The organism is Sphingomonas aerophila (genome assembly GCF_014199305.1).
In the GTDB taxonomy this organism is placed as follows: domain Bacteria; phylum Pseudomonadota; class Alphaproteobacteria; order Sphingomonadales; family Sphingomonadaceae; genus Sphingomonas; species Sphingomonas aerophila.
The window spans coordinates 202021-219319 of sequence record NZ_JACIJK010000007.1; the positions used below are offsets into that span (position 1 = coordinate 202021).

At 67.4% G+C, this 17299-nt stretch carries 21 protein-coding genes and 1 pseudogene; 16 read left to right on the forward strand and 6 right to left on the reverse strand.

The annotated features are described in order from the left end of the window. Positions 1-5: 5 nt before the first annotated feature. Complete coding sequence (locus FHS94_RS12540) at positions 6-740, reverse strand: M15 family metallopeptidase (RefSeq protein WP_246348598.1); 735 nt, start codon at positions 738-740, stop codon at positions 6-8. Between FHS94_RS12540 and FHS94_RS12545 the strand changes: the two genes are divergently transcribed. The 4 genes from FHS94_RS12545 to FHS94_RS12560 all read left to right on the forward strand — a co-directional run bounded on the left by FHS94_RS12545 (position 724) and on the right by FHS94_RS12560 (position 3327). Then, complete coding sequence (locus FHS94_RS12545; RefSeq protein WP_184058333.1) at positions 724-1365, forward strand: RluA family pseudouridine synthase; 642 nt, start codon at positions 724-726, stop codon at positions 1363-1365. The genes FHS94_RS12540 and FHS94_RS12545 overlap by 17 nt on opposite strands. Further along, entirely contained in the window at positions 1362-1760 is a 399-nt protein-coding gene (gene arfB, locus FHS94_RS12550; RefSeq protein ID WP_184058335.1) for an alternative ribosome rescue aminoacyl-tRNA hydrolase ArfB, read from the forward strand. The genes FHS94_RS12545 and arfB overlap by 4 nt, the downstream gene beginning before the upstream one ends. Further along, complete coding sequence (locus tag FHS94_RS12555) at positions 1760-2242, forward strand: GAF domain-containing protein (RefSeq protein ID WP_184058337.1); 483 nt, start codon at positions 1760-1762, stop codon at positions 2240-2242. The genes arfB and FHS94_RS12555 overlap by 1 nt, the downstream gene beginning before the upstream one ends. A gap of 104 nt (positions 2243-2346) precedes the next feature. After that, a complete protein-coding gene (locus FHS94_RS12560) occupies positions 2347-3327 on the forward strand; it encodes an RcnB family protein (RefSeq protein WP_184058339.1) in 981 nt (326 codons plus the stop codon). 20 nt (positions 3328-3347) lie between these two features. Here the strand turns inward: FHS94_RS12560 and FHS94_RS12565 are convergent, their stop codons facing one another. Then, a complete protein-coding gene (locus FHS94_RS12565; protein ID WP_184058341.1) occupies positions 3348-4133 on the reverse strand; it encodes a MipA/OmpV family protein in 786 nt (261 codons plus the stop codon). A gap of 13 nt (positions 4134-4146) precedes the next feature. Continuing rightward, positions 4147-4602 carry a universal stress protein gene (locus FHS94_RS12570; protein ID WP_184058343.1) on the reverse strand — a complete coding sequence of 152 codons (456 nt, stop codon included), beginning with the start codon at positions 4600-4602 and terminating at the stop codon, positions 4147-4149. A gap of 111 nt (positions 4603-4713) precedes the next feature. Between FHS94_RS12570 and FHS94_RS12575 the strand changes: the two genes are divergently transcribed. The 7 genes from FHS94_RS12575 (at position 4714) to FHS94_RS12605 (ending at position 9663) form a co-directional block, all read left to right on the forward strand. Continuing rightward, positions 4714-6135 carry a pyruvate dehydrogenase complex dihydrolipoamide acetyltransferase gene (locus tag FHS94_RS12575; protein ID WP_184058345.1) on the forward strand — a complete coding sequence of 474 codons (1422 nt, stop codon included), beginning with the start codon at positions 4714-4716 and terminating at the stop codon, positions 6133-6135. A gap of 11 nt (positions 6136-6146) precedes the next feature. Then, the gene (locus FHS94_RS12580) at positions 6147-6350 is read left to right on the forward strand and encodes a hypothetical protein (protein WP_184058347.1); all 204 of its coding nucleotides are present in this window, start codon (positions 6147-6149) and stop codon (positions 6348-6350) included. Beyond that, positions 6347-6736 (forward strand): acyl-CoA thioesterase, encoded by a 390-nt coding sequence (locus tag FHS94_RS12585; RefSeq protein WP_184058349.1) that lies wholly within the window; start codon positions 6347-6349, stop codon positions 6734-6736. Before FHS94_RS12580 ends, FHS94_RS12585 begins: the two co-directional genes overlap by 4 nt. A gap of 49 nt (positions 6737-6785) precedes the next feature. After that, entirely contained in the window at positions 6786-8180 is a 1395-nt protein-coding gene (lpdA, locus tag FHS94_RS12590; protein WP_184058351.1) for a dihydrolipoyl dehydrogenase, read from the forward strand. 19 nt (positions 8181-8199) lie between these two features. Further along, a complete protein-coding gene (locus FHS94_RS12595) occupies positions 8200-8535 on the forward strand; it encodes a ribose-phosphate pyrophosphokinase (protein WP_343055276.1) in 336 nt (111 codons plus the stop codon). 183 nt (positions 8536-8718) lie between these two features. Beyond that, a complete protein-coding gene (locus tag FHS94_RS12600; protein WP_184058353.1) occupies positions 8719-9240 on the forward strand; it encodes a cell envelope integrity TolA family protein in 522 nt (173 codons plus the stop codon). 69 nt (positions 9241-9309) lie between these two features. Beyond that, positions 9310-9663, forward strand: coding sequence for a DUF3140 domain-containing protein (locus FHS94_RS12605; RefSeq protein WP_184058356.1), 354 nt, complete (start codon positions 9310-9312; stop codon positions 9661-9663). A gap of 19 nt (positions 9664-9682) precedes the next feature. Here the strand turns inward: FHS94_RS12605 and FHS94_RS12610 are convergent, their stop codons facing one another. Beyond that, positions 9683-12049 (reverse strand): EAL domain-containing protein, encoded by a 2367-nt coding sequence (locus FHS94_RS12610; RefSeq protein ID WP_184058357.1) that lies wholly within the window; start codon positions 12047-12049, stop codon positions 9683-9685. A 79-nt stretch (positions 12050-12128) separates the two neighbouring features. Then, positions 12129-13853, reverse strand: coding sequence for a fatty acyl-AMP ligase (locus FHS94_RS12615; RefSeq protein WP_184058528.1), 1725 nt, complete (start codon positions 13851-13853; stop codon positions 12129-12131). Positions 13854-13934: 81 nt separating this feature from the next. Between FHS94_RS12615 and FHS94_RS12620 the strand changes: the two genes are divergently transcribed. From FHS94_RS12620 to FHS94_RS12640, 5 genes and pseudogenes are all read left to right on the forward strand, one after another. Next, on the forward strand, positions 13935-14516 hold the full coding sequence (locus FHS94_RS12620; RefSeq protein WP_184058359.1) for a regulatory protein RecX: 582 nt from the start codon (positions 13935-13937) through the stop codon (positions 14514-14516). Positions 14517-14543: 27 nt separating this feature from the next. Next, positions 14544-15116, forward strand: a complete 573-nt coding sequence (locus FHS94_RS12625) for a cold-shock protein (RefSeq protein WP_184058361.1) — start codon at positions 14544-14546, stop codon at positions 15114-15116. Continuing rightward, complete coding sequence (locus FHS94_RS12630) at positions 15113-15598, forward strand: DUF192 domain-containing protein (RefSeq protein WP_184058363.1); 486 nt, start codon at positions 15113-15115, stop codon at positions 15596-15598. Before FHS94_RS12625 ends, FHS94_RS12630 begins: the two co-directional genes overlap by 4 nt. A 63-nt stretch (positions 15599-15661) precedes the next feature. Further along, on the forward strand, positions 15662-16057 hold the full coding sequence (locus FHS94_RS12635) for an NADH:ubiquinone oxidoreductase subunit NDUFA12 (protein WP_184058365.1): 396 nt from the start codon (positions 15662-15664) through the stop codon (positions 16055-16057). Positions 16058-16289: 232 nt separating this feature from the next. After that, a pseudogene (locus FHS94_RS12640) lies at positions 16290-16523 on the forward strand (DUF2155 domain-containing protein); the annotation flags it as partial. A 35-nt stretch (positions 16524-16558) separates the two neighbouring features. Here the strand turns inward: FHS94_RS12640 and aat are convergent. Next, on the reverse strand, positions 16559-17281 hold the full coding sequence (gene aat / locus FHS94_RS12645) for a leucyl/phenylalanyl-tRNA--protein transferase (protein ID WP_184058367.1): 723 nt from the start codon (positions 17279-17281) through the stop codon (positions 16559-16561). Positions 17282-17299 lie beyond the last annotated feature (18 nt).

Genomic DNA, 17299 nt, shown 5'->3' on the forward strand with positions numbered 1-17299 from the left:
TCGCCTCAAGGAGCGACAGGCGCCGCGGGGAAGCTGCGGCGAGCCCTTGCGAACAGCGCGCGTGCCCGCGCCGCGCCTGGGGCGGTGGCGGACGTTCCCACCCAGCGCCAATGCCATGGCTCCCACTTCACCCCCTGCTTGTTGCCGGCGGGGAAGGACATCTCGAACCCATAGCGCGATGCGTTGAGGCGTAGCCAGTTGGCGGCCGGCAGCGCGGCCATGCAGCCATCGGCGTCCGGACAGCCATTTTGCGGCCTGATCGCGAAATCGAGCGCATAGCCGGTGGCATGCTCGCTGTGCCCCGGCGGCGCGACGGAGATGGCGCGGTCGGCGGCATCGGGCTGGAACTCCCGGCAAAACACCGCCTGCTGCCAAGTCAGCCCGCGATGGCACGACAGCGCCAAAAGCCGCCCGCCCGCCGCCGGGTCAGCGGCCGCGGCGGCAAGCATCCGCTGCAAGTCGGGCAGTACCTCTGGCCGCAACCGGCAGCCACCTTTGACCGACATGCCTCCCGGAATAGCAGTGAGGTCGGTCGGCGCCGCCTCTCCATAGGGCAGATGTCCCAGCATGCGGCCGTCCGCGGCGATCGGCGCACGGGCCTCGCATTGCGCAAAGGCGGCGGTGGGAGCGATCAGCAGCAGGGCGGAAGCGACACGCAATGTCAGGCTGGGCATGGGCACGGGCACTGGCATGGCCGGCGCAGCAGTGGCAAGGCGCTTCACCATGGACCCAGATCGCATCTTGTTCGTCGACGGCGAGGCACTGGTCATCGACAAGCCCGCCGGCTTGCCCGTCGACCGCCCCCGCGACGGATCGCTCAGCCTCGACAATCACCTGGAACAGCTACGCCTGGGCTTTCGCCGCTGGCCGGTGGCAGTGCATCGTCTTGACCGCGACACCAGCGGCTGCCTGTTGCTGGCGCGCAATCCCAAGGCGGCGGTGCGCTTTGGCCAGGCGTTCGAGGCCGGGCTGGTGGAAAAACGCTACCTCGCCGTGCTGGACGGGGTGCCGGAAGGTGAGGGCGGCACCATCGACCTTGCCCTTGCCAAGGTGTCGAGCCGCGATGCTGGATGGCGGATGGTCGCCGATCCCAAGGGCAAGTCGGCGCGTACCGGCTGGCGGACGGTGCAGGTCAAGGACGGCCGGGCGCTGGTGGAGTTTCGGCCTGAAACCGGGCGCACGCACCAGATTCGCGTTCATGCCGCAACGGGACTGGGCGTGCCGGTAGTGGGCGACCCGGTGTACGGGCAGGCGGACCGTGCCGGCATGATGCTCCACGCTGCCGCACTGAAATTGCCACGACCGGGCAAGGAGCCCGTATTCGCAGAAGCGCCGATGCCGGAGCGTTTCGGGAACTGGTCATGATCGACGTGCCCGACGACGCGCTGGAGGAACGCTTCCTCGCGGCGACGGGACCGGGCGGGCAGAACGTCAACAAGGTCGCGACTGCCTGCCAGCTGCGAGTGGACGTGTTTCGGCTGGGGCTGCATCCGGAAACCTATCGGCGGCTGAAGCTGTTGGCGGGCAGCCGGCTGACCGCTTCAGGCACGCTGGTGCTGACCGCGCGGCGTTACCGGACGCAGGAGGCGAACCGGCAAGACGCGCGGGAAAGGCTGGCCGAGCTGTTGGCCGAGGCGGAGAAGCGGGAGGCCAGGCGTGTGGTGACCAAGCCTTCGCGCGCGGCCAGGGCAAGGCGGGTGGACGAGAAAAAGGGTCGCAGTGTCGTCAAGGCGGCCCGCGGCAAGGTAAGGATCGATTGATGTATGCTTTCGACATTCAGGCGGACGGCAAGGACGCACTGTACCGTGAGGTCGTCGGCGCCCTCGATGCGCTGACCGGGGGCGAGCGCGATGGCATCGCCAACATGGCCAATGCCGCGGCGCTGATCTGGCAATATCTGCCCGACCTTAACTGGGCTGGCTTCTACCGCATGGTGGAGGGCGAACTGGTGCTGGGGCCGTTCCAGGGCAAGGCTGCCTGCATCCGCATCCCCGTCGGCCGTGGCGTGTGCGGCACGGCTGCGGCCTCCGGCGAGACCCAGGTCGTGGCGGACGTCCACGCCTTTCCAGGGCATATCGCGTGCGATGTGGCGAGCCGGTCCGAGCTGGTCGTGCCGATCAAGCGCGATGGCAAGGTGATCGCGGTGCTGGACCTCGACAGCCCTGTGCCGGGTCGCTTCGATGCGGACGATGCCCTTGGGGGAGAGGCGATTGCCGCGTTGCTGGCAGACCGGATCGGCTGATCCGAATCGGGACTCGGCGCGCTCTGGCAGGGCCCAACCCCCAACGGTAAGCACGCGCTAAGCAACCGGCGTTGCGCGGACGTATCGAACAGGGGATTGGCGGGATGCAGAGGCTGTTTCTGGGGACGGCAGTGGCCGTGGCGGCATTGGCCGCGAGCAACGGCTCTGCGCAAACCCGCGTCGGCCATGCTCCGGGTGCCTCCTTCCCGCGTCCGGGCGTTCAGCCGGTCCCCGCTTATCGCCCGACCCCCGGCTATCGTCCGGTTGGCTCGCGTCCGGGCACCCATGTGTCGCGCTGGGGGAGCAAGGTTGGCGGGCATTGGTGGGGCGGGGTCAACGCGCCGGGCGGCTGGGGCGCGTATCGCCGGCCGGCGCGCGGTTATGTGCTGCCCCGCTATTGGGTCGCACCGCGCTTTTACGTCACCGACTGGGCAGGCTATGGCCTGGCGCAGCCGCCGGTCGGGTATAGCTGGTCGCGCTATTATGACGATGCGGTGCTGATCGACGATCGCGGCTCGATCTATGACACCGTGTCCGGCGTCGACTGGGACGGTGAGGGCGACGCCTATGACGATGGCTATGCCGCAAGCGTGTACGAGGATCGCGGTTACGAGCGGGATCGCCGTGACACGGGGCTGGGCGGTGCGGCGGTGGGCGCGGTTGCGGGCGGGGTCGCAGGCAACCTGATCGCCGGGCGCGGCAACCGGCTGGGCGGCACGCTGATCGGCGCAGGCGTCGGCGCGGCGGCCGGCTATGCGCTCGACAAGTCGGAGGATCGCGGCCGTGGCTATCGGCCTGCGCCCGGCGCGCGGGGCTATGCGCCCTATTATCCGCCACAACCTTATGCACCGCCGGCCTATCCCGGCTACCGACCGAACAGCTGGACCTCTCCCGATGGCGCGACCACGGTGGTGGCCACAAGCGCGGGCGGCCATTATGGTGCGGGAACGACGACCGTGACGGTGCAGAGCGCGCCGGTGGTGACCACCACGACGACCACATACGAGGATGTCGTCACCTATTCCCGCCCGCACAGGGTCAATCGCAAGCGCTGGGCCGCGCGCCCGCGGTGCGCCTGCAAGTAACGCCCGCTCTCGGCCGCGGGCTAGTGAACCCCGCGGCCAAACGTGTGCGTGAGCGCGACCCCGCCCGCCAGCTGATTGCGTGACCCAATTTCCCGCAGAACTGGTGAGCGCCCCGGGTCGGCGACGAAGCGGTCGTAGCGCGTATAGGCATAGACGCCCCAGCGCGGGGTGAACTGGCGAACCAGCCCCGCCGTTGCACCCACCGCCTGAAGGCCACCGTCAGGCCGATATGCGGGCAGGCGGGCAGTAACGACGTCCGCCGCGCGGACCCCGAAATAGGCGCGGTTGTAACGGGCGCTGGCCAAGGTGACCCGGGGCCCGAGCGAGAATAGCCACCGGTCGCCATCGCGGGCTACATAGTCCGCGCCGACGGAAGCGATCAGCCCCTTGTGCCCGCCGATGCCCTGGCGCGCCTCGATCCGCAGGCGAAAGGGCGCCGCGACCTGGTAGTTGATGAACCCGCCCGCTTCCACGGTGAAGCCAACCGGCGACAGTCGTCCGTCCGTGTCGCCGCGGCTTCGCTTGCCTTCGAACCCGATGGCCAGCCCGATCCCGACCGGACCTTTGCGAAACAGGCCAGGGCCAAAGCTCTCATCGGCCGCTTCAAAGGCGAAGGGAGCGTCACCGCGGCTGCGCGCCACGTCGACAAGCGGACGCAGGCTGACGGTGTCTGCGCCGGGGTAGCTCGGCGTCAGCTGCGGGCCCAGGGCGACACGGGTGCGCCGGGGGCTCTCCTCGGTTGATTGTGCGTCCGCGGCGGCTGGTGCCAGCACGGCGGGAAGGGCGAGCAAAAGAATGGAACGCATGGAGAAACTCCGGTCAGCTCAGGCGATCAATGTCTTCGCGGGTCAGCGATCCGGGAATGATCATCACCGGCACTGGCAGCGTTCCCGCGTCGGCGCCGGCAAAGTGCGTGACCAGCGGTCCGGGCGCACCGGTTGCCGCCGCACCCAGAACCAGCGCGGCGATATCGGGCTGCTCGGCCATCATCTCGCGAATGATCTTGGGGCCGTCCCCCTGGCGCACGGTGATGGAAGGGCGAAGTCCCGATTCCTCGATCAGCGTGCCCGCGGCTGCGGCGACCAGTCCTTCGGCATGAAGCATCGCTTCTTCCTCGATCGTCGCCTGGACGCCGCCGAACGCCATGAACTCGGGCGTCGGCACCAGGGAAAGTATTTCCACCCCGCCGCCGGTTTTCACGGCGCGGCGTGCGGCGAACCGAAGGGCGATTCCCGCCTCGGGACTATCGTCAATTACCACCAGATATGTTCGCATGGGCACAGCCTGACGTGAGTGCGACACACACGCAAGCGCTGCAAAGCTTGACCCGGCGCGACGGGGGCGCGAGAGACGCCGCATTCCAAGAGCCTTGCCCCTGAGGACCTCATGCCGATCGAGATCAAGATGCCCGCGCTTTCGCCTACCATGGAGGAGGGCACGCTGGCGCGCTGGCTGGTCAAGGAAGGCGACCAGGTGAAGTCCGGCGACATCATGGCCGAAATCGAAACGGACAAGGCGACCATGGAGTTCGAGGCCGTCGACGAAGGTACCATTGCCAAGGTGCTGGTTGCCGAGGGCACTGACAACGTAAAGGTCGGCGCGGTGATCGCGATCCTGGCCGGCGAAGGCGAGGATGTCGCCGCAGCCGCCAGTGGTGCGGGCGCCGCCTCCGGCGCTGGCGGGCATGAGCCGGGCGAGGCGCCGCCGGCAGGATCCGCCGCGGACAAGGCCGGCGCCGAGGACCCGAACAAGACCGGCAAGGAAGCCGAGCCGTTCGAGCGTACGCTGTCCCAGGCCGAGGATCATGGCCGCCCGCCCTCGGGTGGCGCGGAGCCCACCGGCGCGACGCCGTCGTCGTCCGCCAATGGCGGCGGCGCGAATGATGGTGGCCGGGTGAAGGCGAGCCCTCTCGCGCGTCGGATCGCCGCGGAAAAGGGCGTGGACCTGGGCGCAGTGAGCGGATCCGGCCCGAACGGGCGCGTTGTCCGGGCGGATGTCGAGGGCTTCAAGCCCGGCGCTGCGGCGCCTCAGGCTGCCGTTTCGCAGCCCGCGCCCGAAGCGCAGGCCGCCTCGCCAGCGCCTGTTGCAGCGCCCAAGCCGGTCGCCATTCCCGACATCCCGCACGAAGCGACCAAGCTGTCGAACGTTCGCAAGACGATCGCTCGCCGCCTGACCGAATCGAAACAGACCGTGCCGCACATCTATCTGACGGTGGACGTACGCCTGGACGCGCTGCTGAAGCTTCGCGGCGAACTCAACGCGTCGCTGGAATCGCGCGGGGTGAAGCTGTCGGTCAACGACCTGCTGGTAAAGGCGCTGGCGGTGGCACTGGTTCAGGTGCCCAAGTGCAACGTCATGTTCACGCCCGACCAGCTGATCACCTTCAGCCGGGCCGACATCTCGGTCGCGGTTTCGACGCCCTCGGGCCTGATCACCCCCGTCGTGACCCACGCCGATACCAAGTCGCTGTCGGCGATCGCGACGGAGATCAAGGAATTGGCCGGCCTTGCCCGCGACAACAAGCTGAAGCCCGAACAATATCAGGGCGGCACCGCCTCGCTCAGCAACATGGGCATGTACGGGATCAAGCAGTTCGACGCCGTGATCAATCCGCCGCAGGGCATGATCCTGGCGGTCGGCGCGGGTGAAAAGCGGCCCTGGGTGCTGGACGACGGTAGCCTGGGTGTCGCGACCGTCATGTCCGCCACCGGCAGCTTCGACCATCGCGCGATCGATGGCGCGGACGGGGCTGAGCTGATGCGCGCGTTCAAGCACCTGGTCGAGAAGCCGCTGGGCATGCTCGCCTGAGGACCGTGGACATGGGCCGCCACATGCTGACCGAGCTGCTCAACCTTGTAGCCGGGTTGCTGGTAGCGCTTGCCGTGGCGGCGGCGGTAGCCTGGGCCTATCCGCTGGGCCGTGACGTGATCTGGGCCTGTGGCATCTTTGGCGCGGTCGCAACCGTACTGATGAGCATCGGCCCGCTTCGTCGCGCGCAGCTGCTCGACCGGAGTGGACGATGACGAGCTTGCCCGAAGGCTGCCCGACCATAAGGGTGACCGCCATGCCGGCGGACGCCAATCCCTATGGCGACATCTTCGGCGGCTGGCTGATGGGCCAGATGGACCTTGCCGCCGGCTCGATCGCGTCGCGCCACTGCGGCGGACGCGCGGTGACGATCGCGGCGGAGGGCATGAAGTTCCACCGCCCGGTGATCGTCGGGGACGAGGTGTCGGTTTACGCGACGCTGGTTGCCACCGGCAACACGTCCATGACCATCGAGGTCGAGGCCTGGCGTCGCGGCCGTCATTCGGATGAGGCGTACCAGGTAACGCAGGCCCGTTTCGTCTTTGTCGCGATCGGTGAAGATCGCCAGCCCCGCCGCGTGCCGGGGATGGTGGCCGCGTAGCGCCCTCGTTCTTATCTAACTGCCAACTCAATTTCGTCCGGAGCATCCAGTGGCTGACCAATTCGACCTCATCATCCTGGGCTCGGGTCCCGGCGGCTATGTGGCGGCGATCCGCGCGTCGCAGCTAGGCATGAAGGTCGCGATCGTGGAGCGCGAGCGGCTGGGCGGCATCTGCCTCAATTGGGGCTGCATCCCGACCAAGGCGCTGCTGCGCACGTCGGAGGTCTACCACTATATGACCCACGCCAAGGACTATGGTCTGAAGGCGGAGAACATCGGCTTCGACCTGAACGCGATCGTAGACCGCAGCCGCAAGGTGGCGGGCCAGCTGAATGCGGGCGTCAAGGGGCTGATGAAGAAGAACAAGGTCCAGGTGTTCGAGGGCGTCGGCGCGCTGACGGGCAAGGGCAAGCTGACCGTCACGGCTGGCGACCAGAAGACCGAGCTCACCGGCAAGCACATCATGATCGCCACCGGCGCGCGCGCCCGTGACCTGCCGTTCGCCAAGGCGGACGGCAAGCGCATCTGGACCTATCGCCACGCGATGGTGCCGACGGAGATGCCGACCAAGCTCCTCGTGATCGGATCGGGTGCGATCGGGATCGAATTCGCGAGCTTCTACAATGACATGGGCGCGGACGTGACCGTGGTCGAGATGCTGCCCCGCATCCTGCCGGTCGAGGACGAGGAAGTCAGCGCGTTCATGGAAAAGCGGCTGACCAAGGACGGGATCAAGATCATCACGGGCGCGGGCGTCCAGGCGATCAACCCCGGCGCGCAGAGCGTAAAGGCGGAGATCAAGGGCAAGGACGGCAAGGTCACCGCCGAAGATTTCAGCCACGTCATCGTCGCGATCGGCATCGTGCCCAACACGGAGAATATCGGGCTGGAAGCGCTGGGCATCGAAACCGAGCGTGGGCACATCAAGGTCGACGGCTATGGCCGCACCAATGTCGAGGGCATCTACGCCATCGGCGACGTGACCGGCGCGCCCTGGCTGGCGCACAAGGCGAGCCATGAAGGAATTGTCTGCATCGAGAAGATCGCGGGCGAGAACCCGCACCCGTTCGAAACGTGGAACATCCCAGGCTGCACCTACTCCCGTCCCCAGGTCGCGAGCGTCGGCCTGACCGAGGCCAAGGCCAAGGAAACGGGCCGGGAGATCAAGGTCGGCAAGTTCCCCTTCATCGGCAACGGCAAGGCTATCGCGCTGGGCGAAGCGGACGGTTTTGTGAAAACCGTGTTCGACGCCAAGACCGGCGAGCTGCTGGGCGCCCATATGGTCGGAGCGGAAGTGACGGAGCTGATCCAGGGCTATGTGGTCGCGCGGCAGCTTGAGACGACCGAAGCCGAGTTGATGGAAACGGTGTTCGCGCATCCGACCCTGTCCGAAATGATGCACGAAAGCGTGCTGGGGGCCTACGGGCGCGCCGTTCACATCTGACGCGGGCATCATCGGTGACGTGCCCCGCGTCCGCTCGCTGCTGATCGAGGCGGCGCGCGGGGGACACGCGGTCACGTATGCCGGGCTGCTCGGGCGGCTTGGCCTGGCATTCACCCGGCCCAAGATGCGCGCGCTCTGCCGCACGCTCGACGCGGTCGATCGCGAGGGCAAGGGGTCGGGTGAGCCCGAGCTTGCAGTGCTGGTCGTGCGGGCCAGTGACGGGCTGCCGGGGCAGGGCTGGTGGCTCGCCCATGCCCGCGACTCCAGCTACGTCGGCGACTGGACCGGGCCTGCTGCGGCGGGGGAGGTGGCCCGGCTGCAGGCGGCAGTGTTCGCCTATTGGGTGCACCGTTAAGCGACTGGAGACCGTGATCCCGATCCCTGGGTCCTGCTTTCCCCGGGTCCGCTTTTGCACAGGCTGTTTCACCGAAGCGCAAGTTCGGCTGCAGGCGCGGCGCCCGGAGGCGTAGCGTTGTCAGCGTGAAATGGGCCGCGCCCCCTGCGGGCGATCGGCCCGAGCTACAGTGGGAGAGAGATCATGCAGCCGCGATTTATCGCTGCGGCTATTGTCGCAGCTTGCCTCCTGGTGGCCAGTGCCGTCGCCGAGCCGGGCCCTGCAACGTCAAACCATCCGAGTGATGCCGTTACGTTCAAGACCTGGGCGGTTCGCATCCAGAAGGAGCTCGACCGCAACCTGCGCTACCCCAGCGACCTGATGGGCGACTATCCGCGCGGCGGCGTCGTTCGCGTGAAGTTCAATTGCAGCGATGACGGCCGGCCCGACAAGGTGACGATCGCACGAAGTTCCGGCAATCGCCTGCTCGACAAGGCTGCCCTGCACGCGGTTCAGCGGATGGCGAGCATGCACCCGTTGCCGGCCAGCTTCGCTCACGACCAGAAGTTCGCCGCCTTGATCCAGTTCGATGGCATCGGCGGTCCGGACGGGGACTTGTACCAGAAGAAGGTGCTTGAGGAGGCTGCCAGGGACAATGCATGGCTGGATCAGCCGGCCATCGCCCGTGCAGGTACGGGGCGGGAGATTGTGCTGGCCGCGCGCTGACGAGCCTGCGCCTGCCAATCGGCAACCCTGGTCCGGCAACACGCGTTGGCCGCTCTGAAGGAGAGCGCCATGGCCGCGAAGGATGACCACGCCGAAACCTATGCAGCGTTCAAGCAGGCGGTGAACATGACTCCGGCTGCGCTGGAGAAATGGCTTGTTACCGAGGAGTCAAAGGAAGTCGGCTGGAAAGGCGCGGACGGCCACGGGTCGGGCGAAAGCGTCGGCCACAAGGAAGGCGCGCGTATCGTCGCGATCCTGCACAAGAACAAGGGCGCGCTAGACGACGCCGACTATACCGACATGGAGAAGGTCACCGGCTATGTTCACCGCCATCTGGCGCAGGGCGGGCCCGCGGAGGACAAGGAACATAGCCGCTGGCGTTATTCGCTGATGAACTGGGGACACGACCCGTCGAAGGCCTAGCACTGGCCAGTTCGTTGCGTCAGGCGGCGGCGCGGGCCTCATCCCACCGATTGGCGAGAGTGCGGGCCTCCTCGACGGGCAGGGGGCGACCGAAGTAATAGCCCTGGACCTTGGTGCAACCAAGGTCTTGAACCATTTGGTGCTCGGCTTCGGTTTCGACCCCTTCCGCCGTGGTGGCCATTTCGAGGCTCTTGGCGAGCGCCACCACCGCGCGGATGATCGCGATCGCCTCTCGAACGCCCTTGGACGCGGCCTGGACGAAGCTGCGGTCGATCTTGATCGAAGAGAAGCGCGTGCGCGACAGGTAGCCGAGTGACGAATAGCCAGTGCCGAAATCATCGAGGCTGAGCCGGACGCCAAGGTCCAGCACTCGCTCAAGTGTCCGGGTCGCGCCGAGGCCTTCGTGCATGAAGACGCTTTCGGTGACTTCCAGCTCCAGCCGCTCGGGGCTGAGGCCGCTATGCGCCAGAGCTGACACGACTTCGGACACGAAACCCGGGTTTTGAAGCTGGTCGGGCGAGGCGTTCACCGCGACGCGGATGTGCGATGGCCACTGCGCAGCCTCGGCGCAGGCGGTGCGCAGGACCCACTCACCGATGGGGCCGATCAGCCGCGCTTCTTCGGCCAGGGGGATGAACTTGGCGGGCGAGATGGCGCCGAGCTTTGGATGGGTCCAGCGCAGCAGCGCTTCAAACCCGGTCAGCCCACCCGTGCCCGCGTCCACCACAGGCTGATAGGCCAGGTACATTTCATTGTTCTCGATCGCCTTGCGCAGCGCCATTTCCAGCACGCGGCGCTCTTCGGCCTGGACGTGCAACTGCGGCTCATAAGCGCGATACACGCCACGGCCAGCGTCCTTGGCGCGATAAAGAGCGAGGTCGGCCGAGCGGATCAACATCTCCGCCGTGCGGCCATCGCGCGGGCCGATCGCCAGCCCGACCGACGCGCCGACGTGCAGCGTGTGCTGGTCCACCTCATAAGGATGCGACAGGGTTTCGATGATGCGGTGGGCCAGTGCCTCAACCGCGTGGGCGTCGCGCGCGTCACGGATGACGACCGCGAACTCGTCACCGCCAAGGCGCCCGCACATGGCAGAATCGCCCATCAACTGTGACAGTCGCTCCGACACGCGGGACAGCAGGCGGTCGCCGATCGGGTGACCAAGCGTATCGTTGACCGCCTTGAACCGGTCGAGGTCGATCATCATGAAGCCGCATCGCGAGCCCCATTTCTCGGCCTCCGCCATGGCGCGGACCAAGGTTTCGTTGACCTGCAGCCGGTTGGGAAGGCCGGTCAACGTATCGAACCGGGCCATGCGGTTGATCTTGTCCGCCGATGCGCGCTGCTCGGTAACGTCCGAGCCGACGCCGCGGAACCCGCAAAAGCTGCCGCGTTCATCAAAGCGTGGGCTGGCGGCGATTTCCCACCAGCGCTCCTCGCCCTTCACATGAACGGGCAGGCGCAGGTCACGGAAGCTGTCGCGCGCCTTCAGCTTCTCGGCCAGCAGGCGAAGCCCGGCGGAGAAGTTGCCCGACTCCCAGGTCGGTCCGGCGAGCACCTGAAGGAAGGGCATGCCGTTGATCGCCAGCGGGTCGAGACCGCAGGCGAACGCGAAGCGGGGGCTCGCCTTCACTACCCGGCGGGCGGCGTCGGTTTCCCACAGCCAGTCGGCGCCCGATTCCTCGAACTCGCGCAGCAACAGGCTGACGGTTTCGTCGCGCTCGCCCAGCGCCATCTGCGCGGCACGGATCATCACCAAAGACCGTGCGCGATTAAGGCAGGCGATCACCAGCAGAACGGTGAACAACACGGTGGTGCTGGCAGCGACAACATCGCCCGCCACCGCAAGCCTGATCCCGACAATCGTGCCAAGCAGGCCAAGAAACGCCATTGTCGCAAGGGCTAGCGGCGCCATCGCGATCGCGGTCGCCGTCATCAGCAGCGACAGCACCATCCACATGCCATAGGCTGCGGCGGAACCCGGTTGCGCCCCGAACATCAACGCCGGCACGGACCAGACCGCGGCAAGCGCAACACCTTCTCCCACCGCGCCGCGCAGGTCGGCAACCGTAGCATAGCCATCGGCCGCCTTCGGCGTGGCAAGGCGGCGCATCGCGGCCGCTACGGCGACAACGATCGTGACCGCCGCCCAGCCGCCTAGCATCAGTGTCGGCGTCGCGTGCGCGAACAGCATCACGATCAGGGCCGCACCCACCAGGTTCGCGGCGAGCAGGAACAGGACGAACTGGCGACCCGCATGAATCTGGGTCGCGCGTATCCGGCCCCATTCCGCCGGATCGGCACCCTCTGCAAGGCCGAGCAGAGGCCGCCAGGCGGGACTGGCGGTGGTGGATTCAGCGGCGGAGGGCTCGGCTAGACTGGTCACGCCACATCGATAGCGCGACCAGGTTAGCGAACCGTTTCACCGTCGGGGCGATGCCACCGTGCGTGGCAAAACCGATCGGTTACGCGGCCAGGTCGTAGGGCTTGATCTCACCGGCAAGGTAAAGGTTGCGCGCCTTGGCCCGGCTAAGCTTGCCCGAACTGGTGCGCGGCAGGGTGCGTGGCGGGATCAGCTCGACCACACAGTTCATGCCGGTGACGGAGCGGACGCGCTCCTTGATCTCGTCGCGCAGCCGCACGCGCTCATCCTCGTCGGACGATCGGCACTGGACCAGAACCGCCGGGGTTTCCTCACCGCCGGGCGTGGTAATGGCGAACGCAGCGATGTCACCGGCCTTGAACCCGGGCAATTGCTCAACCGCCCACTCGATGTCCTGTGGCCAGTGATTGCGGCCGTTGACGATGATCATGTCCTTGGCACGGCCGACGATGTAGATGTAACCGCCCGACATGTAGCCCATGTCACCCGTGTCGAGCCAACCATCGGTCATGCACGCGGCGGTCGCCTCCGGATCCCGAAAATAGCCGACCATAACGGACGGGCCCTTGCACCAGACCTTGCCGATCGCGCCATCGGGCAGAGGGGTGCCGTCCTCCTCCCGGATCTCTACGGCCATGTCGCGCACCGGCTTGCCGCAATTGACGATCGCGCGAAAACGCTGCGGCCGGTCGCGCCGGTCGGCGCCGCCCGACAGCTCGGTTTCCTCCACCAGTTCGACGCGGATGCCCTCGCCCGGCGGCATCAGCGAAACCGCCAGCGTCGCTTCCGCCAGACCATAGGACGGCAGAAAGGCCGACGCCTTGAAGCCGGCATCCGCGAATGCGTCCACGAAGCTTTGCATCACGTCCGGGCGGATCATGTCCGCGCCGTTGCCGGCCACGCGCCAGCGCGACAGGTCGAAGCGGTCGGACGCCTTGGTCTGCGACGACATGCGACGGGCGCAGATGTCGTAGCCGAAGGTCGGCGAATAAGAGAGGGTGGTGCCCTGGTTACGGGTGATCAGGTCCAGCCAGGCGAGCGGGCGGCGGGCGAAATCCTCCGTTTTCAGGTAGTCGGTCGACACCTGGTTCGCAACCGGCGACAGGAAGCAACCGACCAGTCCCATGTCGTGGTACCAGGGCAGCCAGGAAACGCAGCGGTCGTTGCCGTCGATCTCCATGCCATGGCTATGCGCGGCAAGGTTGTTGAGCAGCGCACGGTGGGTGATCGCGACGCCATGCGGGAAGCGGGTCGATCCGCTGGAATATTGCAAGTAGCAGATCGCATCCGGATCAGCCTGGGGCAGCGCCGCCTCGGGCGCGTCCTGCCCTGCCAGGTCGGACCAGTCGATCCCCTCGACCCCGGCCGCGCGCGCGGCCTCGCCCGCCATCTGGGCCAGTTCCGACGGATAGATGAGCATCCGCGGGTCGCAGCTGGCAAGCTGCACGCGAAGCTGCTCCACATAGCTGTCGCGCCCGCCAAAGGACGTCGGCAGCGGCAGCGGCACCGGCCAGGCGCCGGCATAGACCGCGCCAAAGAACAGGGCCGCGAACTCAGGGCCGGTTTCTGCCACCAGCGCGATGCGGTCCTCGGGCCCGATACCCGCCGCGATCAACCGGCGGGCGGCGATCAGCGCGTCCTCGCGCAGTTCGGAGAACGGATAAGCCCGCAACAGGGAGCCGCGCGCATCGTGGAAGTTCAGGCCGCGCTCGCCGCCTGCGGCATAGTCGAGCGCCTCGCCCAGCGTCTCGAAATCGGCGTAACGGCGCGGAAGCGCGTCCACGCTGGGAGTCGGGGCGATGGTCATTCCTGTGGCGTCCTGTTCGAGAACCGTATCTTCTGGGGCACGAGCGCCCATTTACCCTTCCTCGTCCAGTGTGGCACAAACATGGCCATGCCAGATCGACCCCGCCGCGAAAGGCGCCCGCCGCCGCCGCTGGACGCCGCCGCGCTCGACCGGCTTGCGTTGCGCTATGTTGAACGCTTCGCGACCAGCCGGGGCAAGCTGACCGACTATCTGCGCCGCAAGGTGCGTGAGCGCGGCTGGGAAGGGCCTGCAGCCGATCCGGCCGGGGTAGCCGAGCGTATGGCGGGGTTCGGCTATGTCGACGACCGCGCCTTTGCCGAAGCGCGGGCAGGGGCGATGACCCGGCGTGGTCTTGGCGAACGACGGGTACGCGATGCGTTTCGGGCCGCGAAGATCGGCGAAGAGGACGCGGCGGAGATCGCTCCGGCACTGGCGGACGCGGCGGTGGATGCGGCGCTGACCTTTGCCCGCCGCCGCCGGATCGGGCCCTATGCTGCGGCTGCGCCCGTCGATCGGGCCGCGCGAGAGAAGCAGGTCGCGGCCATGTTGCGGGCGGGACATTCGATGTCGCTCGCCCGGCGGATCGTTGCGATTGCACCGGGAGAACCGATCCCGGACGATTTGGCGCCACTCTCGCGTTGCGATGCGGAAGAACCGTGCTAGCAGAGGTGCATCAGGGGCACGGGGTTGATGCGCGACGACACGCATGACGACCGGTTTGGCGACGTCGACCACGGGGTTGGCGAGCCGATCGCGGCGGACGGCACAATCAAATGGTTCGACGGCACGCGCGGCTTTGGCTTCGCGGTCGCCGATGACCCGTCGTTGGGCGACATTCTGGTGCATTTCTCGGTACTTCAGCCACACGGCCGGCGCAGCCTGCCCGAAGGGGCCCGGGTGGAAACGCGCGCGGTGCGGCGCGGTCGCGGTTACCAGGCCCGTGAGATCCTCTCGATCGACCTGTCGCTGGCCGTCGAGGAACCCGTGGCCCGTCCACGTCGCGATGACGACCGGGTGAACCCTGCCGAATTGATCGAGGAAGCCGGGCCGTTCGAGCCGGTGCTGGTGAAGTGGTTCAACCGCCTGAAAGGCTATGGCTTCCTCGTGCGCGGCAGCGACGGCAGCGACGTCTTCGTGCACATGGAAACGCTGCGCCGCGCCGGATTTGCCGGGGTTGAGCCGGACCAGCCGCTGCGCGCGCGCATCGTGGTCGGCCGCAAGGGGCCGCTGGCAGTGCAGGTCGACGGGGGAGAGGCGGCGTGATCCGCGCCTCGTCCGTCCTGTTCGCGCTGGCGCTGGCGCTGGCCGGTTGCGCCCGTTCCGATCCCGGCCAGGACGCGGCGGTGCAGAGCGGCCTTGCGCCAGTGACGCTGACGGGGGTGGGCGGCGCACGCACGCTCAAGGTGGAGCTTGCTCGCACCCCGGCTCAACAGGAGCGCGGGTTGATGTTCCGCACCGACCTGAAGCCTGGGCAGGGCATGTTGTTCTACCCATACCCGGCCACGGGCGGCCCGCCGCGGCCGGCGAATTTTTGGATGAAGAACACGCCCACCTCGCTCGACATCATCTTCATTCGGGCGGACGGAACGATCGCGCGGATTGCCGAGAACACGGTGCCCTATTCCGAAGAGCAGGTTCCCTCGGGCGAACCCGTCGCGGCTGTGCTGGAACTGGTCGGCGGCCAGGCCGCAGTGCTGGGGCTGAGCGAGGGCGACAAGGTCACGCTTCCCAAGCTTTCGTCCTGACCGGACGCCCGCACCCGCGCATATCGGTTGAAGGCGGCCCGTCGCGCGGGTAAGCGCAGGCGCATGGGCATCAACCTCAACCCCTTCACCTGGTGGAACGGCGCGTCGTGGGGCACCGTTCTGTACGGCCTGCGCGGCAAGACCAAGGTCGGCGAGGACGAGCTTGGCAATGTGTACTGGGAAGGCGGCAAGGACACCGCCGGCCGGGTACGCCGCTGGGTGATTTATTCGGGGGCGAACGATGCCAGCCGCGTGCCGCCTGAATGGTTCGCCTGGCTGATGCACCAGATCGACGATACGCCCGATCGCGCATTGCCGCCGCGGCGCCAGTGGCAAAAGCCGGCGGTGCCGAACCTGACCGGCACGTCCCTCGCTTATCGCCCGCCCGGCGCGCTGGAAAAGGGCGGGCACCGTGCTGCTGCGACCGGCGACTACGAAGCGTGGACGCCGGACGCGTGACAGCCGGACTGTCGGCGTGACGGCCCGGCGCTGGGTTGCGGCGGCGGTGCTCGCTGCGGCGCTGGTGGTTGCCGGGTGGTTTGGCTGGGGCGCATGGCAGCGCCGGCAAGCGGGAGTGGTCGAGCCGTCGGACACGGTTCTGGTTCCCGACGCTCAGCGCCGGGGCGATATAGCCGAGACGATCGAAACGGTGGATACGGCCAACATGCCGCTGCCGACCGGGGGCACCCCGATGGGTGAGCGGGTGGCGGTGCTGGGGCTGCTTAACAAGCGCAACGGTGTCAGCCGCGACCTGACGCTGAAGCCGGGCGGCGCGATTCGCATCGGCGACGCGATCGTGCGGCTGCGCGCGTGCGAGAAAACAGCGCCCTGGGAGGCCGACCAGTTGACTGGCGCCTTTGCCCAGCTCGACGTGCGGGGCGCGGACAAGCATTGGCGGCGTTATTTCTCAGGCTGGCTGTTCAAGGAACGGCCCGCGCTGAACGTCGTCCAGCATCCGGTCTATGACGTCTGGGTCAAGAGCTGCGCGATGACCTGGCCCGACACCGGCCCGGATACCACCACGCTGTCCGGCCCGACCCCACGGTCCAGCGCGAAGAAGTCGCCAGGGGCATCGCGCGAGCCTGAGGCGGCGGAGGTGCCGACCACGCCCGAGAGCGCTTCCGACAACAGTACCACATAGTTTTCGCGGCTGATCTCGACGGCACCAAGGCTGGCGAGATGGCTGGTCTGGAATTGGCAGTCGAGCAGGGTGAAACCGCCGGCGCGCAATCGCGCGACGAGCCCGGCCAGCGCCACCTTGGACGCATTGCTGGCGCGGCTGACCATCGACTCGCCAAAGAACGCGCGGCCGAGCGCCAGGCCATAGAGCCCGCCCGCCAGCCGATCGCCATCCCAACATTCGATCGAATGCGCGAACCCCATCTCGTGCAGCCGTACGAACACCTGCTCGATGCCGGTGTTGATCCAGGTTTCGGGCCGGTCGTCGGCGCTTTCGGCGCACAGGGTCAGCACTTCGCGAAAGGCGCGATCGGCGGTGACGCGGAACCGGTCGCTGACGATCACCTTCCGCAGCGAACGTGACAGGTGAAAACCGTCAAGCGGCATGACGGCACGGGTGCGTGGCTCCACCCAATATACGCTGTCGGCGTCGCGGCTGTCGGCCATCGGGAATACCCCGACGGCATAGGCCCCAAGCACGAGCTGCGGATCGAGAGCGGTCATGCCGAGCCGTGTGTTGCG

What these genes read in the sequence shown, in the direction of transcription:
- FHS94_RS12545 (WP_184058333.1), top strand. Translation starts at nt 724, where the DNA reads ATGGACCCAGATCGCATCTTGTTCGTCGACGGCGAGGCACTGGTCATC.
- FHS94_RS12540 (WP_246348598.1), bottom strand. Translation starts at nt 740, where the DNA reads ATGCGATCTGGGTCCATGGTGAAGCGCCTTGCCACTGCTGCGCCGGCC.
- arfB (WP_184058335.1), top strand. Translation starts at nt 1,362, where the DNA reads ATGATCGACGTGCCCGACGACGCGCTGGAGGAACGCTTCCTCGCGGCG.
- FHS94_RS12555 (WP_184058337.1), top strand. Translation starts at nt 1,760, where the DNA reads ATGTATGCTTTCGACATTCAGGCGGACGGCAAGGACGCACTGTACCGT.
- FHS94_RS12560 (WP_184058339.1), top strand. Translation starts at nt 2,347, where the DNA reads ATGCAGAGGCTGTTTCTGGGGACGGCAGTGGCCGTGGCGGCATTGGCC.
- FHS94_RS12565 (WP_184058341.1), bottom strand. Translation starts at nt 4,133, where the DNA reads ATGCGTTCCATTCTTTTGCTCGCCCTTCCCGCCGTGCTGGCACCAGCC.
- FHS94_RS12570 (WP_184058343.1), bottom strand. Translation starts at nt 4,602, where the DNA reads ATGCGAACATATCTGGTGGTAATTGACGATAGTCCCGAGGCGGGAATC.
- FHS94_RS12575 (WP_184058345.1), top strand. Translation starts at nt 4,714, where the DNA reads ATGCCGATCGAGATCAAGATGCCCGCGCTTTCGCCTACCATGGAGGAG.
- FHS94_RS12580 (WP_184058347.1), top strand. Translation starts at nt 6,147, where the DNA reads ATGGGCCGCCACATGCTGACCGAGCTGCTCAACCTTGTAGCCGGGTTG.
- FHS94_RS12585 (WP_184058349.1), top strand. Translation starts at nt 6,347, where the DNA reads ATGACGAGCTTGCCCGAAGGCTGCCCGACCATAAGGGTGACCGCCATG.
- FHS94_RS12600 (WP_184058353.1), top strand. Translation starts at nt 8,719, where the DNA reads ATGCAGCCGCGATTTATCGCTGCGGCTATTGTCGCAGCTTGCCTCCTG.
- FHS94_RS12605 (WP_184058356.1), top strand. Translation starts at nt 9,310, where the DNA reads ATGGCCGCGAAGGATGACCACGCCGAAACCTATGCAGCGTTCAAGCAG.
- FHS94_RS12615 (WP_184058528.1), bottom strand. Translation starts at nt 13,853, where the DNA reads ATGACCATCGCCCCGACTCCCAGCGTGGACGCGCTTCCGCGCCGTTAC.
- FHS94_RS12620 (WP_184058359.1), top strand. Translation starts at nt 13,935, where the DNA reads ATGGCCATGCCAGATCGACCCCGCCGCGAAAGGCGCCCGCCGCCGCCG.
- FHS94_RS12625 (WP_184058361.1), top strand. Translation starts at nt 14,544, where the DNA reads ATGCGCGACGACACGCATGACGACCGGTTTGGCGACGTCGACCACGGG.
- FHS94_RS12635 (WP_184058365.1), top strand. Translation starts at nt 15,662, where the DNA reads ATGGGCATCAACCTCAACCCCTTCACCTGGTGGAACGGCGCGTCGTGG.
- aat (WP_184058367.1), bottom strand. Translation starts at nt 17,281, where the DNA reads ATGACCGCTCTCGATCCGCAGCTCGTGCTTGGGGCCTATGCCGTCGGG.